This window comes from Propionicimonas sp. (genome assembly GCF_047606205.1).
In the GTDB taxonomy this organism is placed as follows: domain Bacteria; phylum Actinomycetota; class Actinomycetes; order Propionibacteriales; family Propionibacteriaceae; genus Propionicimonas.
Window position 1 is genome coordinate 1 of sequence record NZ_JASGES010000185.1, and the last position, 17199, is coordinate 17199.

At 69.6% G+C, this 17199-nt stretch carries 17 protein-coding genes and 1 pseudogene; 11 read left to right on the top strand and 7 right to left on the bottom strand.

Annotation, left to right across the window (positions count from 1 at the left end):
* On the bottom strand, nt 1–175 hold a 175-nt coding region (locus QM633_RS11445; RefSeq protein ID WP_415153903.1), incomplete at its 3' end, for a GNAT family N-acetyltransferase.
* A 244-nt stretch (nt 176–419) separates the two neighbouring features.
* Between QM633_RS11445 and QM633_RS11450 the strand changes: the two genes are divergently transcribed.
* Nucleotides 420–1163 carry an N-acetylmuramoyl-L-alanine amidase gene (locus QM633_RS11450; protein WP_415153888.1) on the top strand — a complete coding sequence of 248 codons (744 nt, stop codon included), beginning with the start codon at nt 420–422 and terminating at the stop codon, nt 1161–1163.
* A 104-nt stretch (nt 1164–1267) separates the two neighbouring features.
* Here QM633_RS11450 and QM633_RS11455 read toward each other — a convergent pair whose 3' ends face one another.
* The 3 genes from QM633_RS11455 to QM633_RS11465 form a co-directional block, all read right to left on the bottom strand.
* Nucleotides 1268–3016: a TadE/TadG family type IV pilus assembly protein gene (locus tag QM633_RS11455; RefSeq protein WP_415153889.1), complete on the bottom strand. Its 1749-nt coding sequence runs from the start codon at nt 3014–3016 to the stop codon at nt 1268–1270.
* Nucleotides 3017–3090: 74 nt separating this feature from the next.
* Complete coding sequence (locus tag QM633_RS11460) at nt 3091–3570, bottom strand: TadE/TadG family type IV pilus assembly protein (protein WP_415153890.1); 480 nt, start codon at nt 3568–3570, stop codon at nt 3091–3093.
* Nucleotides 3571–3901: 331 nt separating this feature from the next.
* A complete protein-coding gene (locus QM633_RS11465) occupies nt 3902–5464 on the bottom strand; it encodes a VWA domain-containing protein (protein WP_415153891.1) in 1563 nt (520 codons plus the stop codon).
* A 282-nt stretch (nt 5465–5746) separates the two neighbouring features.
* Between QM633_RS11465 and QM633_RS11470 the strand changes: the two genes are divergently transcribed.
* The 3 genes from QM633_RS11470 to QM633_RS11480 all read left to right on the top strand — a co-directional run bounded on the left by QM633_RS11470 (nt 5747) and on the right by QM633_RS11480 (nt 7232).
* The gene (locus QM633_RS11470) at nt 5747–5923 is read left to right on the top strand and encodes a Flp family type IVb pilin (RefSeq protein WP_415153892.1); all 177 of its coding nucleotides are present in this window, start codon (nt 5747–5749) and stop codon (nt 5921–5923) included.
* Between the two features lie 28 nt (nt 5924–5951).
* Complete coding sequence (locus QM633_RS11475) at nt 5952–6128, top strand: Flp family type IVb pilin (protein ID WP_415153893.1); 177 nt, start codon at nt 5952–5954, stop codon at nt 6126–6128.
* Between the two features lie 396 nt (nt 6129–6524).
* On the top strand, nt 6525–7232 hold the full coding sequence (locus tag QM633_RS11480; protein WP_415153894.1) for a Flp pilus assembly protein CpaB: 708 nt from the start codon (nt 6525–6527) through the stop codon (nt 7230–7232).
* On the opposite strand, the pseudogene QM633_RS11485 reads toward QM633_RS11480, so the two are convergent.
* A pseudogene (locus QM633_RS11485) lies at nt 7225–7278 on the bottom strand (hypothetical protein); the annotation flags it as partial. The gene QM633_RS11480 and the pseudogene QM633_RS11485 sit on opposite strands and share 8 nt — an antisense overlap.
* A gap of 280 nt (nt 7279–7558) precedes the next feature.
* Between QM633_RS11485 and QM633_RS11490 the strand changes: the two are divergent.
* From QM633_RS11490 to QM633_RS11510, 5 genes are read left to right on the top strand one after another with little or no spacing between them, the layout of a single operon-like run.
* Nucleotides 7559–8440: an AAA family ATPase gene (locus QM633_RS11490; RefSeq protein WP_415153904.1), complete on the top strand. Its 882-nt coding sequence runs from the start codon at nt 7559–7561 to the stop codon at nt 8438–8440.
* Nucleotides 8437–10044: an ATPase, T2SS/T4P/T4SS family gene (locus tag QM633_RS11495; RefSeq protein WP_415153895.1), complete on the top strand. Its 1608-nt coding sequence runs from the start codon at nt 8437–8439 to the stop codon at nt 10042–10044. Before QM633_RS11490 ends, QM633_RS11495 begins: the two co-directional genes overlap by 4 nt.
* Nucleotides 10044–10991, top strand: coding sequence for a type II secretion system F family protein (locus tag QM633_RS11500; protein ID WP_415153896.1), 948 nt, complete (start codon nt 10044–10046; stop codon nt 10989–10991). Before QM633_RS11495 ends, QM633_RS11500 begins: the two co-directional genes overlap by 1 nt.
* 10 nt (nt 10992–11001) lie before the next feature.
* Nucleotides 11002–11910 carry a type II secretion system F family protein gene (locus QM633_RS11505; protein WP_415153897.1) on the top strand — a complete coding sequence of 303 codons (909 nt, stop codon included), beginning with the start codon at nt 11002–11004 and terminating at the stop codon, nt 11908–11910.
* Nucleotides 11911–11924: 14 nt separating this feature from the next.
* Nucleotides 11925–12554 (top strand): prepilin peptidase, encoded by a 630-nt coding sequence (locus QM633_RS11510; RefSeq protein WP_415153898.1) that lies wholly within the window; start codon nt 11925–11927, stop codon nt 12552–12554.
* A gap of 51 nt (nt 12555–12605) precedes the next feature.
* On the opposite strand, the gene QM633_RS11515 is transcribed toward QM633_RS11510, so the two are convergent.
* Complete coding sequence (locus QM633_RS11515) at nt 12606–13844, bottom strand: glycosyltransferase 87 family protein (protein WP_415153899.1); 1239 nt, start codon at nt 13842–13844, stop codon at nt 12606–12608.
* Nucleotides 13845–14068: 224 nt separating this feature from the next.
* The gene (locus QM633_RS11520; protein ID WP_415153900.1) at nt 14069–14569 is read right to left on the bottom strand and encodes a universal stress protein; all 501 of its coding nucleotides are present in this window, start codon (nt 14567–14569) and stop codon (nt 14069–14071) included.
* Between the two features lie 63 nt (nt 14570–14632).
* Between QM633_RS11520 and QM633_RS11525 the strand changes: the two genes are divergently transcribed.
* Entirely contained in the window at nt 14633–15931 is a 1299-nt protein-coding gene (locus QM633_RS11525; RefSeq protein WP_415153901.1) for a hypothetical protein, read from the top strand.
* A gap of 45 nt (nt 15932–15976) precedes the next feature.
* Nucleotides 15977–17199, top strand: a 1223-nt coding sequence (rocD, locus tag QM633_RS11530; protein WP_415153902.1) for an ornithine--oxo-acid transaminase, incomplete at its 3' end; no start/stop codon positions are given.

Sequence of the window (17199 nt, forward strand, 5' to 3'; positions counted from 1 at the left end):
CGTGCTGGACGAGGCGCCCCGCGACGCCGCGTCCGCCGAACTCCGAGGGCACCATCGTGTGGTCGAAGGCTGCGACACCGTCGCGGACGGTGTAGTGGGCCTCGCCGGCGAACCGACCATCGACGGTCACCTCGAACTGGTGCGCAGCGGTGTTGTGGGTGAACTCCTCGCTCATGGCACGCTCAACGAGGCCCGCGGAAGCGCTATTCCTGACCCTGCCTCGGCAGGGGTCGCCGACCGTCGCGGTGGCGGGGGCCCGGAGGGGGCCGGCCGGCGGTGCCGGCGGGTATCGTCGTCGGGTGCGAGGAGTGCGGAGTGCTGCGGTCGCGGTCGCGCTTTCCGTGCTGCTGACCGGGTGCCAGGCGGCCTCTTCCGCGCCCGTGGCCCCGATGGACTCGGCCCCGGTGAACCCTTCGGGGGTGCCGACGACCGGCCTGCGTCCGTCCCCGTCCGCAACCTCCGCGACGGCGACGCCCACGCCGACGGCCTCGGCGACGCCGGCGGCGCTACCCCTGGCCGGGCGGAGGATCGTGATCGACCCCGGCCACAACGGCGTCTGGACGAGGCGCGAGCTCCGCAAGGTGCCCAGCGGCAACGGCCGCACCAAGGAGTGCAACTCCTCGGGGACCGCGACCAACGCCGGGTATGCCGAGCACGCCTACAACTGGGCGCAGGCGAACGCCCTGGCCAGGGTGCTGCGGGCGCGCGGCGCGACCGTCAGGCTCACCCGGCCCGACGATCACGGCGAGGGGCCGTGCGTGAACCTCCGCTCCCGCCTGGCGAACCAGCTCAGAGCGGACGCGCTCGTCTCCATCCACGCCGACGGCAGCCTCGCCAGGGGCGCCCGCGGGTTCCACGTCATCGTCAGCACGACGATGGTCGGCGGCGCAACGGTGGAGCGGGCGTCCACGGCGCTGGCCAAGCGGCTGCGTCACGCGCTGGAGACCGAGACCACGATGCCCCGCTCCACCTACATCGGCGGCGGCACGGCGCTCAGCTTCCGCAGCGATCTCGGCACCCTGAACCTTTCCGAGCGGACCGCCGTCATGCTCGAGATGGGCAACATGCGCAACGCCACGGATGCGGCGCTGCTCGGCTCGGCCACGTTCCGTACCCGGGCGGCCAGGGCGCTCGCGGACGGGCTCGAGGCGTACCTGGGCTGACGCGATCCGTCCACTCGCCGGCCCGGACGGGACAGGGGTGCCGGGTGGGACGTATCGAGTGGCCAGGTCGCGTCACGAGGCCGCTCGGGACTCCGCGGCGTTCCTCAGTCCCCGACCCCGTCGATCGCCATGAACTTGGTGTTCTTCGAGATGTTGCCCATCGCCGCAGCGAACACCGAGGTGAGGTCGGAGGCCGAGGCGGCGCAGTAGTAGTAGTCGGAGTCGCTGTTCTCGGCAGCGATCTCGGCCGCGGTGCTGCAGGTGCTTTCGGCGGCGCCCGTCCCCGTCACCGAGGCCTGCGTGGAGGCGGCGGTCGCCAGCGCCGCCCGGGAGGTCATCGTGCCGCAGGTGGCTGAGTTCACACTTCCGAACCCGATGGTCACGATCAGGATCCCGGCCGCCTTCGCCTCTGCGGCCACGGTGTCGAGGTTCTTGCATGCCTGCGTGGTGCTCGCGTGGTCGCCCGGGGTGTTGGAGCCAGAAGCGCCGATATCGTCGGAGTTGGTGAGGCTCAGCGCGGATGCACTGTCAGTGGTGGCGTTGTTGAAGATCTCGTCCGGCTGGCCGTCAGTCTCGAAGACGATGACGTTCTTGACCGGGATGCCGAGGTCTGCGCGATAGCCATCCGAGTCCAGGCTCGAGACGTAGTTGTTCGAGTCGACGTTGGCCAACAGGTACCGCGCCGCACCCTTCAGTGCCGAGGCGAGGTGGGTGCCGGTGCCGGCATTGATGTATGTGCCACTACCTGCGGTGTCCGACAACAGCTTGTTGTAGAAGTAGGTCCCACCCGAGGTCAGGTTCGAGTAGTTCAGGTTGTGAACGCTCGTGTACAAGTCGCTGGACGTGTTCAGCACCGAGGCGGAGGACTGGTAGTTCTTGGTGAAACCGACCGGGACCCAGGTACCGGCGAACTCGTCCGTGCGGGTCGTGGTCGTCACCGAGGTCCGCGTCTTGTAGCAGGCGTCGCTGTACCAGTAGTAGCCATACTTCTCGCACTTCACCTGCGAGTTGTAGCTCGTGCCCGTGACCTTGTTGGAGTACGTGTAGGAGGAGCCGCTCGAATCGTTGAAGATCTTCGCGCCCGAGGCCAGCGGCTGGGTCAGGTCGTCTGCTCCGGAGGTCGCCGTCACCGTCCTGCTCTTGTGCAGTGCGCCGAACGCGACGTACTGCTGGTTCGGCGTCATGATCTTGAGCATCCCCTCGATCCCGTCCTTCAGGCCCTGGAACGCGTCGGCGGGGGCGCCGTACACCGTGCTCATCGACGGCGTCCGGTCGGCCATCACCACGACGTTCATGGGGTTGGGGGTCGCCTCGCCGCCACAGCTGCCGCGGCACGAGACCGTCGAGGCGGTGGCCGTGCCGTGGTCGATGTTGATCGCCGGCCCGAAGACGAACTGGACGTTCTTGGTGGCGCTGACCTGGACCGCGTTGCACACCGCACCGGCGACGGTCGTGGGCGAGCACGGGATCGCGCACGACGTCCCGCTGCACTTCGTGCCGGAGGTGTAGTCGGTCGAACTCGGGTTGGGCCGGCAGGTGCTCGGGATCTGGTTGGTGTTCGGACTGACCACGGTCGAGCTTCCGGAGGTGTTCGCGACCACGCAGTAGAACGCGACAGTCACGTTGCCCGCGGTCAGCTTGGGGCCGTAGGTGGCCGTGCCGTAGTTGGCCACCGCCGCATTCTTGATCAGCGTGACCATGTCGTTGGCGGCCGAGGTCCCCATCGCCGATGAGGTGAGCTTCGCGGCCCCGATCTGGGCGGCGGCGTCGACGGCCGCGCGCACCTGCTGGCGCTCGTAGACGAGCTTGGCGATGTCGAAGCCGATGGCCCCCGCGGCAATCAGAATCATCATGACGAGGGAGATGACAACCGCACTGGCACCGCGCTGGTTTCCCCTTCGACGCGCGCCGGACCGGGGTTTCGTGCTCATGACGTGGACTCGATTCGCATGTAGCTGGTCTGGCTGACGGTGACCGGTGAACTCAGCCCCACCCATCCGGGCAGCGGTGTGATCCAGGAGTACTTGTAGCTGACCGTGACCCGGACGATCGCGTCGATCGCGCGCTTGGTGTCGTAGGTCGTGGTGTCGCCGGACGCCGTTCCGCTGCACGACCAGGCGGAGGCGTCGATCGTGGCGGCCGTGCAGATCGTGTAGGCGACCGTGGAACTGTTCAGCAGGGCGCTGGTCTCGCCCTTGATCTGCGTGCCTGCGGTGGCGTACGTCTTGCCCAGGCTGGCCGCCCTGGCACCGTCCCGCGCCGCGTTGGCGACCGTCGACTGGGCGTTGAACGTCATCGCAAAGTCCACCATGCCGAACACGAGCAGCAGGAGGACGGGCAGTATGATCGCGAATTCAAGTGCAGCGGCCCCACGCTGCGACTTGCGCGAACGCCTCTTGGTATCCACGCATACTCCAGTTATGTTCTGCCGAATTCTCCGGACCCCTCCAGAATTACTGTGAGTCTAGGTGGGTTGTTCCCACGGTGTCAATGCGCGTGGCCAAACCGTCCAGAATACTCCCTCCGAGCCGGTGGGAGCTGGATTTTGGGGTTCGGGGTGTCGCCCGCGACTGACGGCAAAATCCCTAGTCAAGTGGCAGTACCAGGACGAGCGAAAGGCCCTCGCGATGCCCGGCATTTGCGTTGTCACCCATCCGGATGACAGGGCCGCCAAATGCGGCGCGAATGGCCACTGTCACCCGTTGGGGGACGCCAGTGAATCGATTCCGTGTCCCCCGTCAGGGGGACACCGGAGAAAGGCTCGCCGCATCGGGAGAGTTCGCGAGTGGCCCGACCGGCCCGGCCGCATCCGGACGCGGGAGACCGATCTTGTCGAGGATCCGGCGCCGTCCGCTCGTGTACTCCACATCGAGCTCGCCCAGCGAGATCGAGCTCCCGTCCCGCAGCACCCCCCTCGCGCTGGTCGCGCCGAAGCGGAGGTTCACGCGGACCGCCCGCTGGCCCTTCCCCCCTCGCCGCGATCCGGCGACGGAGCCGCCCAGCCCGGCGAGGTCGGCGACCGCGTCCGGGGCGGCCAGCCTCATCCTCCGACCGTCCAGCACGATGTCGGCCAGGTGCCTGCCCTGCCGACGGATGGTGAGGAGCCCACTCAGCGACGGTGTGACCAGGACGCGGACGAGCAGGAACAGGACGACCGCCGCGGCGAGCCCCGCGGCGACGACCGCCACCGCAGGCAGCAGGGCGGGCGGGAGCGTGATCGGTGCGGCGGCCACGGCCGCCGTCCCCTGCAGCGACGGCGCGAACTCGAGCCCCAGATCGCCGGTCAGCACCTCCGCCCACGTCGAGGTCACCGTCGCGGTCAGACCGACCGTGGCCGCCGGGCCCGCCGAGCCGGTCACCGTTGCGGTGGCCGGCACCGTCGCGTGCCCGTTCGGGTCGAGCCTGACCTTCTCCGGGAGCCCGGCGAGGGCCACCTGCAGCCCGGGTGGGGCCTGGACGGCCAGGTGCGAGAGTTCGACGGGGACGTGCGGGTAGGGGGAGACGAACTCCAGCGTGATGCCGGTCGGGCTGCCATCGGCCAGCGCGGCGCCGAGGTCCCCCTGCCAGTTCACCATGATCGGCTGGGACAGCTCGCTCTTCAGTGCCTGCGCCGCCTGCAGCCGGACCAGGTCGCTGCCGACCTCCGCGAAACGATCGCCCACCTCGGCCGCAGACACCTCCGTGGCCTGCGGCAGCACCTTCTTCAGCAGGCCGGCATCCGTGCTGGCCATCAGCGAGACGGCGTACGCGGCGACCTGGTGGCCGGCTCCGAGCGCGGCCGCCCTCGACTTCAGTTCCTTCCAGGCCGACGATGTCGCCCTGGCGTACTTCGACCCGGGCGCGTCGAGCTTTCCGTCGGTGATCAGGATCAGCGCCGCCAGACGGCGCGTGTCGGCCCGCTCCAGCTCGGTCAGGCCGGCCGAGATCGCCGCGCCGATGTCGGTGTGCTCGCCGGCCGCCCTGGCCGGCAGATCGGCGAGGACCGCGGCGGCGTTCTTGCCCACGACCCCGCGGAACCGGGGGGAGACGCTGGTGTCGAAGGTCAGCAACGAGACCCGGTCCTGAGCGGACAGCCCCTTCACCAGGGTGGCGAGCTCCCTGCGTACGGAGGCGTAGCGGCCGTCCGCCTGCATCGAGCCGGAGGTGTCGACCAGGACCACGTAGTCGGCCGGCTCGGCAGTGAGCCCGAGAGCCGACACCACATCGTCCACGTCCGTCCCCGCCCGGGCGGTCGACGGCGCCGCCAGCGCGAAGCACAGCAGCCCGGCGATCGGCACCAGCCATCTCGTCCAGTTCCGCACCTGTTCCCCCTTATGTCCTCTTCCGGGTGACAAAGACGCATCCAATCTGTGGCCCATGTCCTCCTTCGGGGGACATTTTCGGCATTCATTGCCCGCCCCACGTCCTCCTTCGGGGGACCGCAAGTGGCCTTGTCAAGCCCACTTTAGTACGAATCTGGAAGTTCTTGAAGAAACCCTTTGACATCGCTCACTCAGCGATGTAATCATTCTTCACGAGGAGTTCTGGAGGATGGTTTCCAGACTCCAGCGGACCTATCCCACACCACCTGAAAGGGGTCTCTCATGAAGAACCTGCCCGCCAAGATCATCGGCTCGGTCGTTGCGACCAAGGAGCGCGGTGCCACCGCCGTCGAGTACGGCATCATGGTCGCCCTCATCGCCGCCGTCATCATCACCATCGTGGCCACCCTCGGCACCAACCTGACCAACCTGTTCTCGAACGTGGGCAAGGCGATCTGATCCGTCGCGTGCCCGGAAAGGCCTAGTCATGAGCGCTTTTCTCGCAAAGACTGTCGGCTCTGTCGTTGCCACCAGGGAACGCGGTGCCACCGCCGTCGAGTACGGCATCATGGTCGCCCTCATCGCGGCTGTGATCATCACCATCGTGGCCACCCTCGGCACCAACCTCACCAACCTGTTCTCCACGGTGGGGCAGGCGGTCTAGGACCCCGCACGTCGGGGTCCGGCTCCGAACAAGCCTGATCCGAGGCGCCCCGAGCAGACGCCGGGGCGCCTCAAAAGCTTTCATCGACAGAAATGCCCTCCATTTCTGTCGATGCGAACCCGTCACCCGCACGGAGGACAGCTGTCCCCCATTCGGAGGACCGGCCGGCCACACCGGCGGCCCATCACGACGGGTGACCAATAAATCAATGCTGCCCGGTCGGAATTGTCACCCGCATGGATGACACCGGTACCGGGCAACCGCCGGACCTGCACCTGGACCCGGCTCACGGAATTCAATACTCGTCACCACCCTGCTGGCGGCAGGGGGCGAGCGCCACCCGGCAGCACCACTGCCGACGATTGTCTTGTCCACTCGAGCACTGAGGCGGTCCTCATGCAACGCCGAATCATCGCCGCTGTCGCGGCAGTCCTCCTCGCCGGCATCGGCGCGGTCCTTCTGTACAACTACGTCAGCAACGCCGACCGGCGCGCGATGGCGAACATGGAGACGACCGGCGTGCTGGTCGTCACCCAGGCGGTGCCGGCCGGCACCGCCGGCGCAGACCTGACTCCCTATGTCGAGCTCAGGCAGCTGCCGAAGATGGCCATCGCCGACGGGGCGCTCACCGACACCACGTCCGTGACAGACCTGGTCACCGACGGAACTCTCGCCGTCGGCGAGCAGGTGCTGTCCAGCCGCTTCATCGCCCCCAACACCACCAGCGCCGGCAGCGTCGAGGTCCCCGCCGACCTCCAGCAGGTGAGCATCGCCCTCGAGGCCACCCGGACGGTGGGGGGGTCGATCCAGGCAGGCGACAAGATCGCCCTGCTGTTCACCGGTCCCCTGAAGGACAAGGACGACCAGGTCACGGCCCAGGCGCTGCGTGACGTCCTCGTCGTGAGAGTGCAGGGCGCCTCCTCCGGGAGCGACGACGACTCCGCACCCGGCAGCGGGCTCACCCTCACCCTCGCGCTCGACCCGGCCAACGTCACCCGGGTGGTCTGGGCCGCGGAGAACGCGAAGATCTGGGCCGCACTGGAGCCGAAGGAGGGAAGCCGTAGCTCCCTCCCGTGGACCACAGGAAAGACCGTGCTCAAATGAGCCCCGTCCTCGTCATCAGCCGCAACCCCCACGTGGTGGGCCTGGTCCAGCAGGCGTGGGGACCGGACGGCTACGCCATCGCCCCGGACCAGTTCCCGGACCACGTCCAGGTCCTGCTGAACCACCTGCAGGGGGCGCCGCTGCCCGCGGTCGCCGTCCTGGATCCGGGCGAACAGGTCCCGGCCGCGCTCTCGCTGGCCGTGGAACTCGATCAGAACTTCACCATCTCCTCCGTGCTGGTCACCGACCAGGGCGCGGCAGTGAGCCTCGACGCCATGCGTGCCGGCGTGCGTGACATCGTCATGCCCGGCGCGCCGGTCGAGGAGATGAAGAAGGCCTTGGAGCGGGCCGCCACCCACTCCGGGCCGCGGGTGGTGCAGCAGGGAGCGCCTGGCGTTCCCGGTGCTGTGTCGACCCAGCGGGGGAAGGTGGTCACGGTGGCTTCGCCCAAAGGTGGCGTGGGCAAGACCACCGTGTCCACCAACCTCGCTGTGGGACTCGCCCAGCGCCTGCCGCAGTCGACGGTCCTCGTCGACCTGGACGTCCACTTCGGCGACGTCGGCAGCGCGCTGAACATCACCGCCGAGTACAGCCTTCCCGACATGGCGCACGGACCGGCGGCCAGCGACCCGCTGGCGCTGAAGTCCTACCTCTTCCAGCACCAGACCGGGTTGTACGTCGTCCCCGGCTCGGAGTCGCCCGCGGCCGCGGACGCGGTGACGAGCAAGGACGTGGTGAACCTGCTCGACACCCTCGCCGGGCAGTTCAAGTACGTGGTGGTCGACACCGCACCCGGGCTCAGCGAACACACCCTCGCCGTCCTCGACCAGACCGACATCCTCGTGCTGGTGACCAGCCTGGACGTCCCCGGGGTGCGCGGTCTGCGCAAGGAGCTCGACACCCTGCGGGACATCGGGCTGATGGTGGAGTCGCGCTCGGTCGTGCTCAACTTCATGCATCCCAGCCGCGGCATCTCCGTCGCCGACGTCGAGGCGTCGATCGGACGCAAGGTCGACTTCCAGATCCCGCAGTCCAACTCGGTGCCGATCTCGGTCAACCAGGGCATTCCGCTGCTGCAGGCCGGCAGCCGGGATCCGGTCGCCAAGCAGCTCAAGGCCCTCGTCGAGGTCGTCGACGCGGGCGAGAAGGCCGGCGCCAAGGGCCGCCGGTTCCTCGACTTCGGGCACAGGAAGGAGGCGCAGCAGTGAACCTCGCAGAACGGGTCCTCGCAGCGCAGAAGGGCGAGCGCGGAATCCCGCGCGAACCGGACGCTCCCCACTCCACCTCCGCTCCGACCCGGGCGTTCACCAGCATCCCGGCGCCCGGAGCGGCCGTTCCTGCCGGGCCGCCGGCCGACAACGCTCCGCCCGCGCCCTGGCTACCGGTGCCGGAGAGCCCGACCCAGCCCGCCTCCGCCGCCGCGCCGACCGTGACCTGGGTGCCGCCCACCGCCGCTCCCGGGACGGAGGACAACCGTCTGGCGAACCGCGCCCCGGCCGCACCCGTGGTCGTGGAGACCCACGACGCCCTGGCGCGGATCAAGGAGGACGCGGTCGAGCAACTGTTCGAGCGGATGGGCAACCGGCTGACCGACTCCACCCTCGACGAGACGGCGCTGCAGGGGCTCGTCCAGGCGGAGCTGAACTCGATCATCGAGGGCGGCAAGCTGCCCCTGACGGCCAGGGAACGGCAGCGCCTCATCCGCGAGGTGCACGACGACGTCCTCGGCCTGGGCCCGCTCGAGCCGCTGATCTCGGACAAGGCTGTGACCGAGATCATGGTGAACGGCCCCCACAAGGTCTACGTCGAGCGCGCCGGCAAGCTGACCCTCAGCCAGGTCCGCTTCAAGGACGAGCCGCACCTGCGGCGCGTGATCGAACGGATCGTGACCAAGGTCGGCCGCCGCATCGACGAGTCGTCGCCGCTGGTGGACGCCCGCCTCGAGGACGGCTCCCGGGTCAACGCGATCATCCCGCCCCTGGCGGTGAGCGGTTCCACGCTCACGATCCGGAAGTTCTCCAAGGACGCGCTGACCGTCCCCGACCTGATCGAGAAGCGCTCGATGAGCCCCGAGATCGCCGAGTTGCTGCACGCCTGCGTGTCCGCCCGGCTCAACATCATCGTCTCCGGCGGCACCGGCACCGGCAAGACCACGCTGCTGAACGTGCTCTCCAGCTTCATCCCGAACGACGAGCGGATCGTCTCGATCGAGGACGCCGTCGAGCTCCAGCTCCAGCAGGACCACGTGGTGCGGCTGGAATCCCGGCCGCCGAACGTGGAGGGCAAGGGCGAGGTGACGATCCGTGACCTGGTCAAGAACTCGCTGCGAATGCGGCCCGACCGGATCATCGTCGGCGAGTGTCGTGGCGGTGAGGCGCTCGACATGCTGCAGGCCATGAACACCGGCCACGACGGCTCGCTGTCGACCATCCACGCCAACACCACCCGCGACGCCCTCGCCCGTCTGGAGACCCTCGTCCTGATGGCCGGCATGGACCTGCCGCTGCGGGCCATCCGCGAGCAGGTCTGCAGCGCCATCGACGTGATCGTCCAGCTCACCCGCCTGCGCGACGGCACCCGCCGGGTGACCTCGGTCAGCGAGGTGAACGGCATGGAGGGCCAGGTCGTCACCATGCAGGACGTGTTCGAGTTCGACTACTCCGCGGGGCTGTCCCCCGACGGCAAGTTCCTGGGCAGCTGCCGGCCGACCGGCGTGCGTCCGACCTTCACGCAGAAGTTCGACGACTACGGCATCAAGTTGTCCCCGAACGTCTTCGGCAACGGCGGGCTGTGGTCGGCGGGGCACCGCTGATGTACGCCTTCCTCTCCTCGCCCGCGGCGCTCACCTTCGGGTGGGTCCTGCTGGGCCTGGCCGGCCTGACCACGGTCGTGCTCGTGACGATGCCGGACAACCGGCTGCCGCTCTCCCGGCGCCGACCGGGCTCCGAGCCGCAGGGCTCCGGCATCCAGCGGATGGCGAACGCCGCCACCGACGCGGTGGAGAAGATGCTGCGCGGGCGGAACACCTCGTTCGACGCCATCCTCGAGGAGGCCGGCGTCACGACACCGGTCAAGGACCTCATCGTGATCGTCGGCGCTGCGGCCCTGGCCGCGTTCGCGCTCGGGCTGGTTCTCGGGCAGCCGGTGATCGGCCTGCTGCTCGCGCTGCTGTGCCCGATCATCGGCCGGATGCTGCTGTCCACCCTCGCCGACCGGCGGCGCAAGGAGTTCGGAAAGCAGCTCGACGAGGTCCTCCAGATGATGGCCGGCAGCCTCCGGGCCGGCTACAGCCTTCCGCAGGCCGTGGCCACGATCGCCCAGGAGGCCGGCGTCCCGGTCTCCCAGGAGTTCGCGCGGGTCACCAACGAGGCGCGGGTCGGACGCTCGATGATGGACTCCCTCAACGACGTCGCGACCCGGATGCGCAACGAGGACTTCTACTGGATCACGCAGGCCATCGGCATCAACCGCGAGGTCGGCGGCAACCTGGCCGACGTCCTCGAGAACGTCAGCAAGACCATCCGCGAGCGCACGGCGATGAAGCGTCAGGTGGCCGCCCTGGCCGCCGACGGAAAGCTGTCCGCGATCATCCTGATGCTGCTGCCGTTCGTCGTCTCGCTGTTCCTGTTCATCTCGAACCCGGGCTACATCATGCGGCTGTTCACCGACCCGCTCGGCTGGATGATGCTCGGCGCCGGTGTGGTGATGCTGGGCATCGGCGGGTTCTGGCTGACCAAGCTCATCAACCTGAAGTACTGAAGGAGGACCCGTGCAACCACAGGCCTACCTCGGAATCGTGCTCCTCGTCGCCGGCATCGGCGTCCTGCTCTGGTTCGCGTTCGGCGGCGCCACCATGACCCGGCGCCAGATGCTGGCCAACCTTCGCCGGCAGCTCGACAAGCCCAAGCAGAACCCCGGTCCGACCTCGCTCACCGGCGAGAAGAAGGCCGGCGGCCTGGCCGTCACGATGCGCCGGGTGCTGCCCGCACCCCTGATCGGGTCGATCACCAAGTTGTGGGCCGGTGCCGGACGCCCGGAGAACAACACCCCGGACCGGATCCTCGCCAACATGGGGATGCTGGGCCTGGTCGGCGCGGTGGTCGGCGTGCTGGTCTCGCGCCAGGTGCAGCCCCCGCTGGGGGTCCTGGTCGGGATCGCGGTGTGCCTGCTCGGGTTCTTCCTCCCGATGGTCCGCCTGCAGAGCGCGGGCAAGGACCGGAAGGAAGCGATCAAGCGGCAGTTGCCCGATACCCTCGACCAGATGAGCATCGCAGTCAACGCCGGGCTCGGCTTCGACGCGGCCATGATGCGGGTGGCGAAGAACGGCAAGGGCGAACTGGCCAACGAGCTGGTCCGCACCCTGCAGGACATCTCGGTGGGCCTGACCCGCCGCGCGGCCTACGAGGACCTCGCCGAGCGCACCGGGGTGGAGACCCTGCGCCGGTTCGTCCGCTCGATCATCCAGGCGGAGGCCTACGGCATCGCGCTGTCGGACGTCCTGCAGGCGCAGGCGGACGAGCTCCGGATGGAGCGTCGCCAGTACGCCGAGCGCAAGGCGATGGAGATCCCCGTCAAGGTCGTGTTCCCGCTGATCCTGTTCATCATGCCGGCCATGTTCATCGTCGTGATGGGTCCCGGCGTGATCGGGATCATCCACTCCTTCGCCGGCATCGGCTGACCGGATCGAGCGTCGTGGCCGTCCTGCTCTGCGCACTCCTCGCCGCCCTCGCCGCATGGGCGCTCACCGGCTTCATGCGCAGCTGCGCGACCTCTGACGCGGCGATTCTCCGCAGCCGGGCGCAGCTACCGGTCGCCGCTGTGCTCGGCGGCCTCGCCGGGCTCGCGCACAGCTGGGCGGAGATGCTCGCCTTCGTCGTGCTCGCCGTCGCGTCCGGGCTGCTGACGGTGATCGACCTCGCCGAGGAGCGGCTGCCCGACCGGATCGTGCTGCCCCTGATCGGGCTGACCGCCGGCCTGCTCACGCTGGCGGCGTGGACCACGGGCGAGTGGAGCGCGCTCGGTCGAGCCGGGCTGGCCGCCGTCGCGCTGTTCGTCCTCTACTTCGTGATGATGGTGTTCTCCCCTGACCTGGGGTTCGGCGACGTGAAGCTCGCCGCGGTGGCGGGCGCCTTCGGGGGCTGGTTCGGCTGGGGAGCGGTGGTGCTGGGCTTCGGGGCCGGCTGGATCACCTTCGCCATCGCCGGATTGGCGCTGATGGTGGCCCGCCGCCGCGGGAGGAAGGGCTCCTTCGCCTTCGGCCCGTTCCTCATCCTCGGCGCCGTCCTCGGCGTCTTCTGGGCGGGCGCCGTCCTCAGCTGGTAGCCCGCACCGCGGGATGGGCGGGGAGGCGACCGGTCCGACCGGCCTCGCGGCTCACCCGGCGACGTCCACGCGGTCGCGACGATGCCGGTGCCGTCCCGGCAGACCGCCCAGGCTGACCCAGAGCGCCACCGCGACAGGGACAAGGCCGAGGAACTGCCGCAGCCCGTCCGGCGACGAGACCGGCCACACCGGCGAGAGGGCACTCAGGAGGCAGAGCAGCAGCCACCCGGCCGCCCTCGTCGAGCGCCGGATCGTGAACCCGAGCAGCAGCGCGGCGAGCGAGAGCCACACGAGGAAATGGTCCCAGGCGACAGGGCTCGCCAGTGCCGAGGCGGTACCGACCATCACCAGTGCGGACGCGTCATCGCCCGCGCGGTGGCGAAGCACCCCGAGCCGTAGCGCCACCGCGACGAACACCAGGCAGACCCCGATCCACAGCGGCTTCACGAACGGCTCCGGCACTCCCCAGAACTGGAGCTGGCCCAGGATGGAGAGGTTCATCTGGGAGCCGAGCCCCGGCACCCTGCTGGAGTCGAACACGATCCTCGTCCAGTAGCCGATCGACTCCGCAGGAAAGGCGACGAAACCCAGAGCGACGGAGGCCAGAAAGCTCAGCGCGGAGTTGCGTGCCGCTCTCCACTGCCGGGTGAGCAGGAAGTGGACGGCGAAGAGCATCGGGGTGAGCTTGATCCCGGCAGCGATGCCGATCAGGACGCCCTTCCACCGACGCGGCAGCAGCAACAGGTCGACCGCCACCAGGGTGGTGATCAGGAGGCTGACCTGGCCCATGCCGATTCCTGCGATCACGGGGCGGGTGAGGACGAAGAGGATCCAGGCCAGGCAGAGAACCAGGAGCGGCTCACGGCCGGGACCGGCCCCACTGGCGCCCGTGGCACGGGCGAGCAGCCACACCAGGACACCGGACATTCCCAGTTGGCACAATGTCCACATCGTGGCGGCCGCCCCGAGCGGAATCCACATCGCCAGCGCTCCCAGCAGTGCGGCGAACGGCGGATACAGGAAGTAGGCGGGATACCAGCCGTCGTCCGGCAGAGCGAACGTGTAGAGCCCACCGTCCGAGAGAGCCGCGGCGATGGCACCCCGGTAGACGCGCAGGTCGAATCCGACGGCCAACGACGGCGAAGGGAACAACCAGCCGAGGGCGACGAGGGCGATCACACCAAAGGGAACCGCCCCGCGCAGTGCCCTCGGCAGGTCCCGCTTCGTCGGCGGCGCCGGCTCCCGGTCAGGTTCCCGGGTCGCCACTGCCGCGCGCACATCGGGGTTCAACGGCGACTCCTTCTCCCTGCGGGTCGCCAACGTAACAAGGCCGGCGCCGCGCGGACGAGACCCCACAGGAGTGACACCGGACGGTCGCTGCCCGACCCGAGGGCCTCCCCTCGCACCGGGGGGCCATTGTCCAGACAAGAGCCCTCGCCCGGACCGTGGCCCTCAGCGACGACGAGTGGCCCTCGCCCGGCCGGGTCCGGCGAAGGCACTCGAATCCCCCGCCTTCAGGAACCTTCCGGCGCGATCACCTGGTCGAGCTGCAGGCTGCGCGGCGGCGACTGGTCGCCGGAGCGGCGGCGGGTGACCAGGACGTCGCAGGGCGCGTGCTCGACGACCTGGTCGCTGACCGATCCGAGCAGGAGTCCGGAGAAGCCGCCGAGGCCGCGCGTCCCCACCACGACGATCCGTGCCCCTTCGGAGGCCCGGATCAACTCCCGCCCCGCGGCGCCGTGCGGTGCCTCGTAGGCGACGTCCACCCCGGGGAACTCCGCGACGATCGCTGCGGTCTGGTCCCGCAACTGCTCGAGCACCGCCGCGGCGAAATCGTCCACCGGAGGCACGTAGCCGGGCTCCCAGGTGCGTGGACGCGGCGCGTTGCTGATCGTCCACGCCCGCACGACCCGCGCGGGCGCACCGAGCTTCGACGCCAGCCACAAGCCCTTGCGCAGCGCCTCCGCAGCGAAGTCGGAGCCGTCAAAGCCGATCACGATCGGGGCCTCTGCCATGACCCGACTCTAGCCATGCCGCGCGTGCCGCGGCGAGGGACAATGGGAACAGGAGGAATCGCGATGAGGATCCTGATCGTCGGCACAGCGGGCAGGGACTTCCACGTCTTCAACACCCTCTACCGCGACGACCCTGACCACACGGTAGTGGCCTTCACCTCCACCGACCTCGGGCCAGGGCAGGAGGGCCACTACCCCGCCTGCCTCTCCGGACCGCGGTACCCCGGCGGCCTGCCCATCCTGCCCGAGGCCGACCTGGAGCGGATCATCGCCGCGGAGTCGGTCGCACAGGTCGTGTTCGCCTACTCCGAGATCGGCAGCGAGGACGTCGCCCGGCTCGCCGCCCGCACCCTCGCCGCCGGCGCCGACTTCCACCTGGCCAGTCCGCGGCGGGTGATGCTGCAGGCATCCCGCCCGGTGATCGCGGTGACCTCGGCACGGTCGGGGACGGGGAAGTCCCCCACGGTCGGCTACCTGGCCGAACTGCTGCACTCCTGGGGACACCGGGTCGCGGTGGTCCACCACCCCGTCCGTGCGCTGGCCTTCACCGACAACGAGCATGACCTGGCCAGGCTCGACGACGCGATCATCGACGCCGCGGCGGCCCCGCTCAGCGAGCCGTTCGGTACCGTGCCGGGCGCGCGAGTGTTCTCCGGTCTGGATTTCGGCGCGGTGCTCTCAGCCGCGCAGGAGGATGCCGACGTCGTGCTGTGGGACGGCGCGGACAGCGACCTGCCGTTCGTCGAGCCGAGCCTGCACGTCGTGGTGACCGACCCGCTGCGGGCCGACGAGGCGTCGGACCACCTGCCCGGCGAGGTCGGGCTGAGGATGGCGGACGTGGTGATCGTCACCGGATGCGACACCGCGACCCCCGGTCAGCGGGCGAGCGTCGAACGGGCCGTGCGCCGACTGAACCCCGGTGCCGACCTGCTCACCGCCGACACTCCCGTGGTCGTCGAGGGTGGCGAGGCCGTCTCGGGTCGCACCGTCGTGGTGATCGAGGAGGAGGGTGCGCTCAGCCTGGGCGGTCTGCGGCCCGGCGCAGGGACGGCCGCCGCCCACCAGCTCGGCGTCTCCGGCATCATCAGCCCGCTTCCGCAGGCCGTCGGCGCCCTCGTCGACGTCTACTCACTGCACCCGGAGGCGCAGTCGATCCTGCCCGCCTTCGGGCGTGATCCCCTCCTGTTGGCCGACCTGGCCGCCACCCTGGCCGCGACGCCGAGCGAGGCCGTCATCGACGCGAGCCGGACCGGCCTGTCCGGCGTCCTTCAGCTCGACCGGCCGGTGGCGCGGGCGAGGTTCGCCCTGCGCCCGCACGACCCGGAGCGCCTCGGCGAGCTGGTCAGGAACGCGATCGGCTGACCTCACGCCGCCGTATGATCACTGGTCTGGCACCAGGAGGAACCCATGACCACCGCCCGCGGCGCTGCCGAGACGGCCATCGCGCAGATCGAGACGTTCAGTTCCCACAACTACCACCCGCTGCCCGTGGTGGTGGACAGCGGCGAGGGCGCATGGCTGACCGACGTCGAGGGCAACCGCTACCTCGACTTCCTCTCGGCCTACTCCGCGGTGAACTTCGGGCACTCGAACCCGGACCTGGTCGAGGTCGCCGTCGCGCAACTGGCCAAGGTGTCGATCACGTCCCGGGCGGTCTACTCCGCCACCTTCGGGCCGTTCGTCGAAGCGCTCGCGCACCTGTGCGGCAAGGACATGGTGCTGCCCATGAACACCGGCGTCGAGGCCGTCGAGTCCTCGCTCAAGCTCGCCCGCAAGTGGGGCTACGAGGTGAAGGGCGTGCCGGAGGACCGGGCGAACATCATCGTCATGGAGGGCAACTTCCACGGCCGCACGATCAGCGTGATCTCGTTCTCCTCCGACGACGACGCGACCGGCGGCTACGGGCCGTTCACTCCCGGTTTCGTGAAGGTGCCCTACGGCGACCTCGACGCCATCGAGCGGGCGGTGGACGCCGACACGGTCGCGATCCTGGTCGAGCCGATCCAGGGCGAGGCGGGGGTGATCACACCTCCGGCGGGGTTCCTGCCGGGCGTCCGCGAGATCGCCGACCGGCACCGCGTCCTGATGATCGCCGACGAGATCCAGTCCGGCCTGGGCCGAACGGGCAGCACCTTCTACTGCGAGCAGGTGGGCGTCGTCCCCGATCTGTACCTGCTCGGCAAGGCGCTCGGCGGCGGCATCGTCCCGGTCTCCGCCGTGGTCGGCAACGCCGACGTGCTCGGGCTGCTGAAGCCCGGCCAGCACGGCTCGACGTTCGGGGGCAACCCACTCGGCGCGGCCGTCGGGCTGGCGGTCGTGCGGCTGCTCGAGACCGGCGAGATCCAGGCGCGGTCGCGCGACCTGGGCGGCCACCTCCACGACCGGCTGGCCGCCCTGCTCGGCCGCGGCGTCACCGAGGTCCGCGGCATCGGGTTGTGGGCGGGCGTGGACATCGACCCACGGCTGGGCAGCGGCCGGCAGATCTGCGAGCGGCTGCTCAGCCACGGCGTCATCGCCAAGGACACCCACGGCCAGACGATCCGGATGGCGCCGCCGCTGGTGATCACCCGGGACGAACTGGACCTGGCCGTCGACGCCCTGGCCGCGGTCCTCGCCGAGGCCGCGGCCGA